This is a genomic window from Planktothrix agardhii (assembly GCF_904830935.1).
Taxonomy (GTDB): Bacteria; Cyanobacteriota; Cyanobacteriia; order Cyanobacteriales; family Microcoleaceae; genus Planktothrix; species Planktothrix agardhii.
The window spans coordinates 1,336,724-1,350,691 of record NZ_LR882952.1; the positions used below are offsets into that span (position 1 = coordinate 1,336,724).

At 39.2% G+C, this 13,968-nt stretch carries 15 protein-coding genes; 8 read left to right on the top strand and 7 right to left on the bottom strand.

The genetic code is table 11. The features are described 5' to 3' along the window. Window positions 1-20: 20 nt before the first annotated feature. The 8 genes from NMG88_RS06240 to rpsD all read left to right on the top strand — a co-directional run bounded on the left by NMG88_RS06240 (window position 21) and on the right by rpsD (window position 3,530). Window positions 21-602 (top strand): hypothetical protein, encoded by a 582-nt coding sequence (locus tag NMG88_RS06240; protein ID WP_313653550.1) that lies wholly within the window; start codon window positions 21-23, stop codon window positions 600-602. Continuing rightward, a complete protein-coding gene (locus NMG88_RS06245) occupies window positions 526-1,164 on the top strand; it encodes a hypothetical protein (RefSeq protein WP_235751172.1) in 639 nt (212 codons plus the stop codon). Before NMG88_RS06240 ends, NMG88_RS06245 begins: the two co-directional genes overlap by 77 nt. Window positions 1,165-1,185: 21 nt before the next feature. After that, the gene (locus NMG88_RS06250) at window positions 1,186-1,419 is read left to right on the top strand and encodes a hypothetical protein (protein ID WP_227397613.1); all 234 of its coding nucleotides are present in this window, start codon (window positions 1,186-1,188) and stop codon (window positions 1,417-1,419) included. Window positions 1,420-1,424: 5 nt separating this feature from the next. Further along, window positions 1,425-1,637: a hypothetical protein gene (locus NMG88_RS06255; protein ID WP_227397614.1), complete on the top strand. Its 213-nt coding sequence runs from the start codon at window positions 1,425-1,427 to the stop codon at window positions 1,635-1,637. 183 nt (window positions 1,638-1,820) lie between these two features. Then, window positions 1,821-2,009, top strand: a complete 189-nt coding sequence (locus NMG88_RS06260; RefSeq protein ID WP_227397615.1) for a hypothetical protein — start codon at window positions 1,821-1,823, stop codon at window positions 2,007-2,009. A 30-nt stretch (window positions 2,010-2,039) separates the two neighbouring features. Beyond that, window positions 2,040-2,255, top strand: coding sequence for a hypothetical protein (locus tag NMG88_RS06265; protein WP_254035216.1), 216 nt, complete (start codon window positions 2,040-2,042; stop codon window positions 2,253-2,255). Beyond that, on the top strand, window positions 2,252-2,707 hold the full coding sequence (locus NMG88_RS06270) for a PIN domain-containing protein (protein ID WP_254035217.1): 456 nt from the start codon (window positions 2,252-2,254) through the stop codon (window positions 2,705-2,707). Before NMG88_RS06265 ends, NMG88_RS06270 begins: the two co-directional genes overlap by 4 nt. 214 nt (window positions 2,708-2,921) lie before the next feature. After that, the gene (gene rpsD, locus NMG88_RS06275) at window positions 2,922-3,530 is read left to right on the top strand and encodes a 30S ribosomal protein S4 (protein ID WP_042152756.1); all 609 of its coding nucleotides are present in this window, start codon (window positions 2,922-2,924) and stop codon (window positions 3,528-3,530) included. Between the two features lie 78 nt (window positions 3,531-3,608). Here rpsD and moaA read toward each other — a convergent pair whose 3' ends face one another. The 7 genes from moaA to NMG88_RS06310 all read right to left on the bottom strand — a co-directional run bounded on the left by moaA (window position 3,609) and on the right by NMG88_RS06310 (window position 13,891). Continuing rightward, window positions 3,609-4,595, bottom strand: a complete 987-nt coding sequence (gene moaA / locus NMG88_RS06280) for a GTP 3',8-cyclase MoaA (protein ID WP_254035218.1) — start codon at window positions 4,593-4,595, stop codon at window positions 3,609-3,611. A 172-nt stretch (window positions 4,596-4,767) separates the two neighbouring features. Then, a complete protein-coding gene (locus NMG88_RS06285; RefSeq protein WP_227366106.1) occupies window positions 4,768-6,513 on the bottom strand; it encodes an ABC transporter ATP-binding protein in 1,746 nt (581 codons plus the stop codon). A gap of 350 nt (window positions 6,514-6,863) precedes the next feature. Further along, window positions 6,864-8,348 (bottom strand): glutamate synthase small subunit, encoded by a 1,485-nt coding sequence (gltD, locus tag NMG88_RS06290; RefSeq protein WP_227366104.1) that lies wholly within the window; start codon window positions 8,346-8,348, stop codon window positions 6,864-6,866. Window positions 8,349-8,625: 277 nt separating this feature from the next. Beyond that, window positions 8,626-9,189, bottom strand: a complete 564-nt coding sequence (locus NMG88_RS06295; RefSeq protein ID WP_042152765.1) for a Uma2 family endonuclease — start codon at window positions 9,187-9,189, stop codon at window positions 8,626-8,628. Between the two features lie 121 nt (window positions 9,190-9,310). After that, a complete protein-coding gene (locus NMG88_RS06300; protein ID WP_042152769.1) occupies window positions 9,311-10,432 on the bottom strand; it encodes a YheT family hydrolase in 1,122 nt (373 codons plus the stop codon). 50 nt (window positions 10,433-10,482) lie between these two features. Beyond that, complete coding sequence (locus NMG88_RS06305; RefSeq protein ID WP_052369386.1) at window positions 10,483-12,168, bottom strand: alpha/beta hydrolase; 1,686 nt, start codon at window positions 12,166-12,168, stop codon at window positions 10,483-10,485. An 82-nt stretch (window positions 12,169-12,250) separates the two neighbouring features. Continuing rightward, entirely contained in the window at window positions 12,251-13,891 is a 1,641-nt protein-coding gene (locus tag NMG88_RS06310) for an alpha/beta hydrolase (protein WP_042152772.1), read from the bottom strand. Window positions 13,892-13,968 lie beyond the last annotated feature (77 nt).

Consider the following 13,968-nt stretch of genomic DNA (forward strand, 5'->3'; position numbering starts at 1 on the left):
AATGTCAGCATGAAGGGTATATGGGTGTTACGCGATCGCTCCTTAAATTAACTATTGGTACTGGGTGCATGGTCGGTGGCTTGGCATTTCCGCCACTCCTGGCAGCCGATGGGATCGTTTGGGGGACAATCTTGGCGACTGCTTTAGCCAGTGTTGCCGCTGGGAACACTGCTAATGCTATTGATGCCTTAATTGATCGGAAAGATGGCGATCGCATATCATTGCAGAATCAAGATTTAACTAAAGCAGTAGGAAAAGCGATCGCAGCCGTCATCACCCTAGCAGCCCTTCAAAACCAAGGCAAAACCCACGACAACCTAGAAAAAATTGCCAGCCAAGCCACAAAATTTCTGATTTTGGGAAAACTGGGAGGCGGGAAAACCACGACATTATTAGAGTTAGCGGAAGCCTTGATTGAGCGGGCAGAAGGTGATAGCGATGCCCCAATTCCGGTGATTTTGGAGCTTTCGACTTGGCAGGAGGTGACAAAACGGAAGTTTTTGCCCTTTGGAGAGCGGGAAAAATATGACCCTTCGATACATTGTCTTGATATCAAATTATTTTGGCAGTCAGTATCTTACAGAGAATATTCAATTTGTTGAGTTCAATTCAGGCAAAAAAATCATTAGAAAAGGTCAAATTTCTTTGTGTATTATTATCCCTTTTGCTCTACTTTGGTGGCTTGCGGTTGGAAATAGTGCTGGGTTTAAATTTTCCTTTTTCTGCCTGATTGCTGTTTCTTTGTCTTGCGAACTAATGATCGGTATTTTTAGAGATGACGAGAAATCATTAAAGAGAACAAAAAACAAAGTTAACTCCTTACGAGCCTTTCACGAATCAATCATAAATTCTATATTTCTCTTCTTTTTTGGATTTCTTTCAATATTTTCTGGTTATCTCCTTGGATTTTTTCCACTCCACACTGTAGTCGTTAATGGAACTACAGTTGGAATGATATTTAGTTTATTTGCTCTCATACCTTGTATACAATATATTGTATTGCGCTTAATGCTTCAACTCAGCGGTCAAATGCCTTGGAACATCACCCGCTTTCTCGATTACTGCACAGAACGCCTGATCTTACAACGAGTCGGCAACCGCTACCGCTTCATCCATCGCCTCGTACAAGAACACTTCGCCAACCTAGAAATCCAGAAAGAGTAAAACTTTGGGAGTAAAAATCAATTGAACTTTGAAATTTTAGGAGAAATTTATGACATTGAAATTATTGCCATTAATCGCTCAATTCGAGAACTCGACCGATTGCAAAAAAACTATGGCTCTGGACGCTGGCGCAAGCTAAAAGGTATCGCCACTATTCAACTCGAAGATGGGACAGTGTGTACAGCAGAAATTCACTGGTATGAAGCCCAGGGAATCGGTCAAAAAGAATTCAAGATCAAATATATTTTGGAGTAAAGATTATGCAATTTGTCGTTTGCATCAATAACACAGATTATTCAGCTTCCTTAGAAATTCGCAAAATTTATCAAGTTTTACCCGACCCTAAAGCCAACAATTATCAAATGATTCGCGTCATAGATGAATCTGGAGAAGACTACTTATATCCCAGTCGTTATTTTATGGCCATAGAGTTATCAGAACCCCTCCAACAAGCTCTTGCTACCTGCCTTTAAAATCAACCCAGAAACCGGGTTTCTGCATTAGTTTCTGCATCCTAACCCAGACTTAATCAAGAAACCCGGTTTCGGCATTGGGTTGTGGTGTTACCCGAAATCCGCGATATGCTTCTCTAAAAAATGCTATTATAGGATTAATCTAAATCATTAAAAAACTGGTTTGAGAGCATTTTAATTATTATGATTCAAGAAATTAATGCCATATTTGATGGTAAATATCTGCAACTGGAATCTCCCTTAAATCTGGATATAGGTACAAGGGTGAGAATTATTATTGAAACGATATTACCTCAAGAACAACGCCCAAAAACATTTCTTGAAACCGCTCAATCTTTACAGCTACAAGGCAATCCAGATTCGTCTCTTTAAAATTGAATGGTCAAATTAGGAGAAATTAAAATGGCAATCAACACCTCTTTAGAAGAACGAATAGCAGCAGTAGAAGCAGCAATTACGGAATTGCAGAAACAAGTGGCAAATCCTCAATCGACAAATTGGCTACAACAAATTACGGGGTCTTTCAAAGATGAACCAGCCTTTGAGGAGGTGCTGGCATTAGGACAAGCAATTCGTCAAGGTGATGAGTCTGTAATTGAATGCGAAGACGAGCTATGAAATATTTATTGGATACAGACCATCTGAGTATTCTTCAACGTCAAACTGGGAAGGATTATAGCAACCTTTCAACACGCATGGCTCACTACCCATTATCAGATTTTGCCGTATCAATTGTCACTTTTCACGAACAAATGCTTGGCTGTCACGCCTATATTAATCGCGAACGCACCCTAAATGACATAGTGAAAGGATATGAGATGATGGCGCGACTGGTTAGTGATTTTAAAGTATTGCCCCTCATCTTAATTATTATGATTCAAGAAATTAATGCCATATTTGATGGTAAATCCCTGCAACTGGAATCTCCCTTAAATCTGGATGTAGGTACAAGGGTGAGAATTATTGTTGAAACTATATTACCCCAAGAAAAAACCCAAAAAACATTTTTTGAAACCGCTCAATCTTTACAACTACAAGGCAATCCAGATTGGTCGGAGAAAATTGATTAGTTTGTTTAAACAGCGAAAAGATAAAGAATGGGGTTTAGTCGATTGTCTGTCATTTATCGTTATGCCGAATCGAGGAATGACTGATGCACTAACTGCCGATACTCATTTTCAGCAAGCCGGATTCGGGCCATTACTCAAAAACCAGATCAATCAGGGGGAATACATAGTATAATAAAAGGTTGGTGCAAAAAATTTTATGCGGAGAAAAAGTTAGATGGCTCGATATAGAGGCCCCCGTCTGAGAATCGTTCGTCGTTTGGGCGATTTACCTGGATTAACTCGGAAATCCCCCAGAAAGGCCTATCCCCCTGGACAACACGGCCAAGCCCGTCGTAAACGTTCAGAATACGCGGTTCGGTTAGAAGAAAAACAAAAACTGCGCTATAACTACGGGGTTTCCGAGCGTCAGTTATTGCGTTATGTCCGTAAAGCTCGCCGCGCCGCCGGTTCCACGGGTCAAGTGTTGCTGCAAACCTTGGAAATGCGTTTGGATAATACCATTTTCCGTTTAGGAATGGCCCCCACAATTCCAGCGGCTCGTCAGTTAGTCAGCCATGGTCATGTTACCGTTAATGGTAGTCGTGTCAATATTCCTAGCTATCAATGCAGACCTGGGGAATTAATTGGTGTTAGAAATACCGAAAAATCCCGTGAACTGGTGAAAGCCAATTTACAATATCCCGGTTTAGCCAATATTCCTGGCCATCTGGAGTTGGACAAAGAACAATTAACTGCAAAGGTAAATAGCGTCATTGAACGGGAATGGGTGGCTTTACAAATTAATGAACTGTTAGTGGTTGAATTTTATTCTCGTCAAGCCTAAGAGTTCCTCACCGTTCTATTTTATGTGGGGCGTTATCGACTAAAAATAACGTACCCCACCTGCTTATTATTCAGGTTGCTATCCTCCAATTTGGGACATGGTACGGGCATAATTTCCCGTTGTACCAGAGTCCCGTTGTTTAAAATTAATATCGGGTTTAATTCCTAATAGGTTACTTACCTTTTCTCTTAACTCCTCAAACGTCGCACCCTGACGCAGAGGAGTTTTTAAGTCGATTTGTCCGGTTTCATTTAATAAACAAGGCCGCAACCAACCATCGGCGGAGAATCTCATGCGGTTACAGCGATCGCAAAAACATTCAGACATCTGACTAATAAATCCTAATGTTCCCTGCGCTCCCGGTATTTGAAATACATCCGCAGGGCCGTTTCCCTTCACCTGTGAGGCTTCTAAACCCCATTTTTCGCGAATTTGTTGGCGTAATTGTTCTGAAGAAATCCAACCGCGATCGACAAATAAATCGTTATTTCCAATGGGCATAAATTCAATAAATCTAACGTGCCATTGTCGTTCTATGGTTAATTTTGCTAAATCCAAAACTTCATGATCATTCACCCCAGGAATGACCACGACATTTAATTTTAAGGGATTAAAACCCACTTGATAGGCTGCTTGTATTCCTGCCCAAACCTGTTGCCATCGGCTGCGTCCTCGGTTGCCGATAATTTGATCAAAAATATCAGCATCAAGGGAATCTAAACTAATATTAATCCGTCGCAGTCCAGCATTATATAAATCCTCTGCCATTTCTGCTAATAAAAAACCATTTGTTGTCATTGCCACATCTTTGGTTTCAGGAAAAGCATTAATTTGTTTCACCAATTCCACCACCCCAAGACGCAATAAAGGTTCACCTCCAGTTAAGCGAAATCGAGTAAATCCAACCGGGATAAATACCTCTTGTAACAGGGTTAGGAGTTCATCCAAAGTTAATAAATTCTGTTGTAGGATGTAATTAATTTCCGTGCCTTCGGGCATACAATATTGACACCGAAAGTTGCAACGGTCAATTAAACTAATGCGAAGATAATCAACGAGGTTCATGGATTTTTAGGAGCATGACAGAATATTGTGCTTTCTGTATTATGTCGAATTTTTCTAAAACAGAACAAGGTCATCTGATCATAATAAATATAGATCGATCTGTGCCGAGGTTATAATGTTTTATTTTAGGGGTTTTGTCTCTAAAATTTATCCCCTCCCTAACTTACCCGAATTAAACCAATAATTCCTCTAATTTGTGTTGATTCCATAGGGTTTGATAGAGTCCTTTGGTGGCGACTAATTCACTATGGGTTCCGGTTTGAATAATGCTGCCTTTTTCCATCACCAAAATCCGATCTGCCATAGCCGCCGCAGACATTTGATGGGAGATAAAAACAACGGTTTTTCTTTGAATTCCGACTTTTAAATTCTGTAAAATTTCCGTAGCGGTTTGATTATCCACACTCGAAAGAGCATCATCCAAAATCAAAATTGGTGCATCTACTAATAAAGCTCTGGCTAGGGCGGTTCGTTGTCGTTGTCCACCGGATAGGGTAATTCCCCGTTCTCCGACTAGGGTTTCATATTGTTTAGGAAAATTCAAAATTTCCTCATGAATCTTAGCAATTTTAGCTACTATTTCAATTTCCGATTGTTCTGCTATTGGGTCACCATAAGCAATATTATTTTTAATGTTGGTACTAAACAAAAAACTCTCTTGAGGAACATAAGCGATCGCACTTCTTAAATCTAATAACTTTAATTGAGTAATATCCTGACCATCTACAAATAATTGATCTATTTTAATATCTAATAACCGAGGAATAGCATTAGCTAAAGTTGATTTTCCAGAACCAATCTGGCCAACAATGGCAACAGTTTCCCCTGGTTTAATCATAAAATTAACATCATTCAGGGCTGGAATTTTGCTTCTGGGGTAGGTATAACTCAGATTAAATGCACTTAACCATCCTTGAACCGGAGTTGGCAAAGGTAAGGGTTCTAAGGGATCTTTAATCTGAGGTTCAACACTTAAAATTGCTTCAATTCGATCAATACTAACTTCTCCCCGTTGATAGGCTGTAATCGTAAATCCTAATAAAGCCGTGGGAAATACTAAACGTTCCACATATAAAATTAACGCTACAAAATCACCAATACTTAGTTCTCCATTGGCAATAAATTCATCCCCAATTCCCAATAAAATCAAAAAACTTAAACTGGCAATTCCACCTAAAATTGGGAACAAAATATTTCGGGTTTTAGCTAAATCCAAGTTAGCATAAAATAACTGTTGGTTATTCTGAGCAAAGGCTCGGCGTTCATTTTCTTCCTGAGCGTAAATCTTAATTAAAGAAATTCCACTCATATCCTCTTGAATCAGATCACTAATATTTGATAGTTTTTCCTGAACTTTCATTTGTTGATCTCTGAGTTTCGTACTAAAAACCTGCACTAAAATCAACATGAAGGGATAAACAGAAATGGATAATAAAGTCAAGCGGAAGTTAATGGCTAACATCACTGGAAGGGTTAAACCATAGGCAAAGATGGTATTTGCAATACTCAAAACCGCAAAACCTAATAAACGGCGGATATTATCAACATCACTGGTAGCGCGATTAATTAAGTCTCCAACGGTACTTTCCGAAAAATAGGAAGATTCTAGGGTTAATAAATGATTAAAAATCTTTTGTTTTAAATCAAATTCAACTTGACGACCGACCCCAAAAATTAGAGTGCGGGAGATCATCCGAATAACCCACATAATCGAGGCTAAAATAAAAATCCAAAACACTTGAGTTTGTACAGTATCAAAGTTAATCGCTACTTGAAGTTCATTAATAATATCCCTAATTAAAATTGGAATATAAACCCCTAAAGCATTAACAAGAAATAACGCCACAACTCCTAATATTGTAGGTTTTTTATGGGGACGCAGATAGTCGATCAGTTTTTGGAATCGAGAAGATTTCATATAAGGTTTTGTGACACTCGGTTTTTTTATTATTATATAGAAGTGATTTTATGATAACATGAAATAAGTCAGATTAAATATACCGCTACACATTACAGCGAAGAAGTATCCGGCGAATGAAATTCGCGACTACACAAACGATGTCCGCCTTCGCGGACAGATGAGAAATCCAACGGCTCACAACCCGCGACGGCGGGTTTTGTCTGTGTAGACCCGGTTTCAACCGCCGAATAATCTGGGGGGTTAGGTCATACAATTTACAACCAAGCACGAAATAGCCCCCGCTTAATTAAGGGGGGCTTTGGTGGATCTAATCTAGGTGGAAAACAGGAGAGATTTCTAACAACAAATTAAGGCAAATCCGTCTGTCCCATCAAATACAAATCACATTCCCGGGCGGCGCCACGACCTTCATTAAACGCCCAAACCACAAGGCTTTGGCCCCGACGACAATCACCCGCCGCAAACACCCCAGGAATACTGGTAGCATACTTCCCGTGTTCGGCTTTAACATTACTGCGGCCATCCCGTTCTAAACCCAAACTGTCCAATAACGGTTGTTCCGGCCCCAGAAATCCCATCGCCAATAATACTAACTGCGTTGGAGTCACCTTTTCCGTGCCAGGAATATGCTTAGGAATAAACTGGCCCTGTTCATTTTTCGCCCATTCTACCTCAACGGTATGAATAGCTTTTACATTACCATTTTCATCCCCTTCAAACTTAGTTGCAGTAGTTAGATAAACACGAGGATCAGAGCCAAATTTAGCTGCGGCTTCCTCCTGGCCATAATCCATTTTATAAACCTTCGGCCACTCCGGCCAAGGATTATTAGCAGCCCGTTCCGAGGGCGGTTGGGGCAAAATCTCCAACTGCACCACCGTATTGCAACCGTGACGAATAGACGTCCCTACGCAGTCCGTCCCCGTATCTCCCCCGCCAATAATCACCACATCTTTACCTTGGGCCGAGATAAAATCACTGCCGGGTTGCTTATTTAAAACCGCCTGGGTATTAGCCGTGAGGAACTCCATGGCAAAATGAATCCCCTTGAGGTCGCGCCCTTCAATGGGTAGATCCCGGGGTTTTGTCGCTCCCGTACATAAAAGTACCGAATCAAACTCTTTTAACAGATTTTCGGCGGGAAAGTCCTTACCCACTTCCGTATTGCAAATAAACTTAACGCCCTCGTCTTCTAAGACCTTCAGACGCCGCAATACCACCTGTTCCTTATCCAGCTTCATGTTCGGGATACCGTACATTAACAGGCCCCCTGGACGATCAGCCCGTTCAAAAACCGTAACCCAATGACCCGCTTTATTCAGTTGGGCCGCCGCCGATAATCCCGCCGGGCCAGAACCAATCACCGCGACTTTTTTCCCGGTGCGTTTGGCTGGAGGTTCAGGAGTTATCCAACCCTCCTCCCAACCCTTATCAATAATCGAACATTCAATATTTTTAATCGTCACCGGAGGGTTATGAATGCCCAAAACGCAGGAACCCTCGCAAGGTGCCGGACAAACCCGACCCGTAAATTCGGGGAAATTATTGGTTTTGTGCAGACGGTCTAGGGCCTCTTTCCACAGTCCCCGATAGATTAAATCATTCCATTCCGGGATCAGATTATTGATCGGACAACCACTAGCCATGCCACTAATAATCGTTCCCGTATGACAAAACGGGGTGCCGCAGTCCATACACCGGGCGGCTTGGGTGCGTAGTTTGTCGTCCTCCATGGGCAGATGGAACTCATCCCAGTTATGAACCCGGTCAAGGGGGGCGAGTTCAGACGGTAACTCCCGTAGATATTCTAAGAATCCGGTCGGTTTTCCCATAGTTGTTTCCGTTAAACTTTTGAGTATTGGTGGTTAGTCATCTTAATCGGTATGCACGGTCAAGATTGTTCAATATATTAATATAGCTGTTGCTGAACAGTTCAGGTTCCTAGTTTTCCCCATTAGCTGACTGTTTGGTTCGCCAATCGTCAACAATTGATGACAATTGTTTTTAGAATCTAATTCTCCTGTCGGCAATTTACCTTATTAAATTTTAGAGTATTTTTAGGGTTAATTGGCATATTTTTGAATATTTATTAACAATCTATAATCTTTTTTATTCTAAAAGCCAACCGAATAACTCGCCAACTGTTAGTTTAATATCCGTGGCAAATGGGGGAACAGATATTGGTGATTCGGGTTGATCAAAGACTTCTGTTTGTTGTTGGGAGTGATAAACAAAGATAGATTGTTCTTCGGGATCAATTAACCAAGCCATTTGAGTTTGATAATTCAGACAATAGAGAATTTTTTTAATCACTTTTGTTGGACTTTGATCCGGTGATAAAATTTCAATCATCCAGTCGGGTGCGATTAGAAAACTATTGGCAATTGCACTATTATGATCACGAGGAATTCTATCCCAAGTAAAAACAGAAACATCGGGAACAATTGAACGTTCCTCAAAAGTACAGCGCAGTTCGGGAAATGCGCGGGCAATTTTGGCAGGTTTTAAAATAGCGTTAATGGCGGTAACAAGTTCACCTTGAATTGTACTATGTTTTCCTTGGGGCATGGATTTTTGGATGATTTTACCTTCAATATATTCACTAGCAGGTTTCGTTTCGGGTTGTTTCAGAAACTCTGCTACAGTGATAATTTTAGATGGGGTTTGTACCATTGATTTTACTTCCTCAATTATTTTAATTTTAGCCTATTTATTTCATAATAATATGAACCCAATCAACTTTGATATTATAGCAGTCGCCAGACCTATTAGGACAAAGAGTGATGTAGCAAAGCTAGACGGTGAAGTCTTTTCCTCCGGTGTTCCCTGTTCCCTGTTCCCTGCTATATGAGTTATCTTTTGATTTTTCCTGTTGATCAAGCCAATCCAAAATCCGATTCCAAGCCCACCATCGGTCAGGGTCATTAAATTGATTTTGGCAAATTTTACTACTAATATAACCGACATGACCCCCATAATTTGTTGATACTAAATTAATGGCTGGATTCTGATGACTAGCTGCTTTTAAATCGGGAATAATAGTTGGATCAAATAGAGGATCATCCTCGGCATATAAAATTAACGTGGGTTTCCTAAGTTTAGGAATTAACTGTAACCCACTACTGGCTTCATAATAGGCTTCCACACTCTTAAATCCTAAGCGTCCAATCACTAATTCATTATCAAATCCCCAGATTGAATTTGCCCGTTTAATCGCCTCTGGATCAATATCATTGGGATGATGTTGATAAAGGTTTCTGGCTAATTTTTTGAGTTCTTTCGTAATAGCTCTTTCTAAATATTTTCCCCAGGAATGTTGGACTAAATAAGATAAGGAACGAGTTGAATCTAAACTAGGACAAATTACTGCGCCTCCAGCAATATCGGAATCTTTTAGGTCTAAATCTGTTCCCCATTGATTGACAGTTTGAGCCGTTTTAACCCCCCATAATGCTAATTGTCCCCCTAAAGAATAACCCGTAAACCAAAAAGGAGCCGGACAACCCATTAATTTAGATTGAGCCGCAATTCTAACAAAATCTTCCCCTTCATATAAACCATCGGAGGTTAAAGTCGGAGATAATTCGGCGGTTTTTCCATGGGCTCTCCAATCAAATAAAACCACAGCGTAACCCGCAGCAAAGGCTTTTCTTCCCCAAATTCTTAAAAACCATTGATTGTCTAAAGTGCCAGTAATTCCATAGGTGGAAATAATTGTTCCTCTTGGGTTTTCAGGAATTGCCACAATCCCATAAATTGGAACGCCTACGGCCCCTAAAAACACAGTTTCTTGATAGGGAGGTTCTGGTAAGTCAATACTTTTTTCCCAACTGCGACTAGCTCTTAATGCTGCATAAATAGTCATTAAAAAGCCATTTTTTAGGGTAAAAGGAGGATTGTAAATCGGCTGAATCATGTTGAAGTTTAATAATGGGTTGATGTAAGTTGATGATACAATTTTTATAACTATTTGCGAACTTTGCGAATTGCTTCTTGAATATTTTCCTGGGTTAAAGAATTAACAATTGTCAAACTAAAAGGAGAGGTTTCAACTCTCTGGATATAACCAGCATTCAAATAGGGTAAATATTCGGCTTGACCTCGAATATAACTATTAAAAAATACTAAACTGATTGCTTTTAAAAAGGGAAAGGCTAATTCGGGATTTGGGCCGATAATTTGATCCGGGACAGGAATTACAGATTCCCCTGACGCTAAGAAGGAAAAATGGGTTCCTTTCTCTAATAACATTAAGTATTTGTTAGGGCTAGTTAACCAAGAAAAGGGATAAATTTGTTCACTAACAGCCGGGGCTACATAATCATCACTTCCTCCAATCATTAACACGGGAATTTGAATTTTACTCATGCCTTCTTGTCCAAATACCACACTGGTAATTGGATTCACAGCAATCACCGCTTTCACCCGTTTATCCTGAAGATCATAACCTTTATTAGCAATAGAAGTGGCTTGACATTGCAGTAAAACCGAAATATTTAGAGTAAGTTGTTGGTCTGCAACCTTAGCACACTCTTGATTAATTCTGTTGGTATTAAAGGTCGCTCCCCCCACCGCTAAAGCCGTATAACCGCCATAGGATTGACCGATAACCCCCACATTATCTGAGAGTAAATCGCTAGGAAATGCGGATTTTTTTGCTTTTTCTTCTAATAAATTAAGTACATAAGTAATATCTAAAGGACGATCAACAAATGCGTCTGCACCAGGAGGTTGAGCGTTTCCCTGTAAGAAATTAGCCAAGCCATCAGCACTGGTTTCTAAATGTTCTGGAACCGCAACAAAATAGCCATGGGAGGCTAAATGTTCCGCTAAATATTTGAAGGTTGTTCGGTCGGAACCTAAACCATGGGAAATCACAATTACAGGGGCTGGAGTTGAAATTTGGGGGATATAAATATCAACGGGAGAAGGCTGATTTCGTCGAGGATTTTGAAAGGTCAAGGATTCTTTTTTCCATTCAGTTGTACCAGGATTTCTCAAATTCATTGGCCGATTTTGCAGGGCTGGATTATTGATTTCAGCTTGAGCCTGTTGTCTAATCCAATTAATAATAGATTGATCTTCATAAATAATTTGAGATAAATCTTGAATTACTTGCCGACCAAAATTAAGGTCGATTTCTATTCTTTTACCCGGGAAATTTTCTAAAATACCGAGTAAAGTTAAACCACCAGGAAGTTTAGAGGCTTGATTAATAGCCGTTTTTAAAGAATTTAAACCATTTTCACCATTATCGGTTTGAATAAAATTGCCAAAGCGAGTTAGAATTACAGTCCCCGTAGGGGTGTCATTAAATTGTTGAATACTCCAAGGGCTGGCTGTCATGGGAGTAACTAAAAGTTGACGCAGTTTTTCTACATCTTCAGGGCTAAGAATTGTTTCAGGAATTGATAGAACAGGAGAGATTTCTCCCCCTTGAGCAAATGTGGCTAAGTCTTTAATGGAAATCAAGATCGTACCAATACTATACCGAACTGCAATTTGTTCGGCGGCTATTGCTGAGGAGGTTGTGGCGATTAAACCCGATAGTATTCCTAAGCCAATTTTAATCAGTCGGGTCGAGAGAGACTGAATCCTTTTATTGTTTTTATTTGGTTGATAGTCATGGAGATTTTTAATAGGTTTTAACATAAAACTAAAGGGGAATTATATGATTATTATTTACAATACCATTAAAAATCAAATTATGTCAACCTTTTTGAGATTTAATTGATTAATTTTTATCGGAAGTTATCCCATTAATGGCATTAGTTAATTGATTGGGAGTTAGGGATTGAATTAAACTCAAAGGATAAGCCCGATCGCTAATGGTTTGAATATAAGCCGCGTTCAGATAGGGTTTATATTGAGCATTTTGAGTTAAATAGGTGTTAAAGAATGCCGTACTTAGGGCTTTAATATACTCTCGACTAATTTTAGAGGTGGGAGGAACAAATTCAGGGAGTTTAGAGAATTCAGAGGTATTTTCTGAAGTAATATCGTAAAAATGAGTTGCATGATTTTGCATCATTAAATATTTATTGGGGGTGGTTAACCAAGTAAAAGCTTGCAACTGTTCTGATAATGCAGGAGTGAGAAAATCTCCGGTACTTGCTGTGATAAAAACGGGAATTTTGATTTCACTTAAACCCGATTTTCCCAAAATAATACTATTCACTGGATTTAATACAAAAATAGCTTTGACTCTTGAATCTTTGAGTTTATAGTTATTATCAGGAAGTTCTAAAGCTCGACACTGAAGAAAAACCGAAGGATTCAAGGGAATATCTGACTGTTTACAGATGGTTTTTAATTGGGTAAAATCAAGGGTAGCTCCTGCTAAAACCAAAGCCGTATATCCTCCTAAAGAATGACCAGTTACGCCCACATTTTTTAAATCTAATTGATTATTGAAATTACTGGGATTGAGTTTTTCAAGATGATTCAGTAAGGCGGTTATATCCTGGGGTCGATCAATAAATTGTTCGGGTTCAAATAGGTCTTTTACTTCCCCTTTAAGTAAGGATTGAAATTGTTGATAATCACTACCTGGATGTTGGGGAACCGCCACAGCAAAACCATAGGAGTTGAGATGTCGAGCTAAACTTTCAAAGCGAGAACGATCAGAAGCTAACCCATGGGAAATAACAATCACAGGATAGATTTGATCTGAAGAATTTGAAGTATCAGGTAAATAAATATCAACCTCGAAGTTCCGATTGTTTTCGGGATTATTGACTGTTATGGTTTTTTTAATACTCTTAAATGTTCCTGGTTTCCGTAAATCTTGTTTTTGACTAAAATCGGTAAAATCAGCTTGTTTAGCTTCGATATTTGATAAGACTTCTAAAGATTTTGTGACGGCCTGAGTTTGCTGAACTAAAGTAAAAATCCGAGTTAAAATGTCTAATATTTGTTCAACATCTAAACGAATTTCTGGACTAGGAAACCGACGCATCACATCTATAATGGTAAAACCATTAGGGATATTAGCAACCTCAATTAAGCTAGTCTGAATTGCTTCTACTCCATTATCACCAGATTGGGTTTGAATAATATTTCCCAAATAGCTTAAAAAGGCTAAGATTAAAGGAGAATTAAAAAAAGGTTGAATAGAAATATATTGATTAGTATAACGAATTTTCAATAGTCGGATTAGGGTTTGTTTTTGTTCGGGATTTAATAGTTGTAGATAGGTCGCCAAGGATTGTTGGGAATTAATTGTGCCTTTTTGGGCATAATTTTCTAAGGAATCAATGGAGATAGAAATGCTTGTTTTTCCCAACGGGACAAGAATTGATTCTGCGGCAATTCCGGGAAGATTTGTTAATAATACAGAGGCTATTGTTAAGGTAAAAGATGAAAACCAGTGCATAGTTTTTTCCTATTTTATTGTAAAATCATATAACTCTATTTAAGTCCAGTATAAAATCATTCGACTTTTAGAAATTT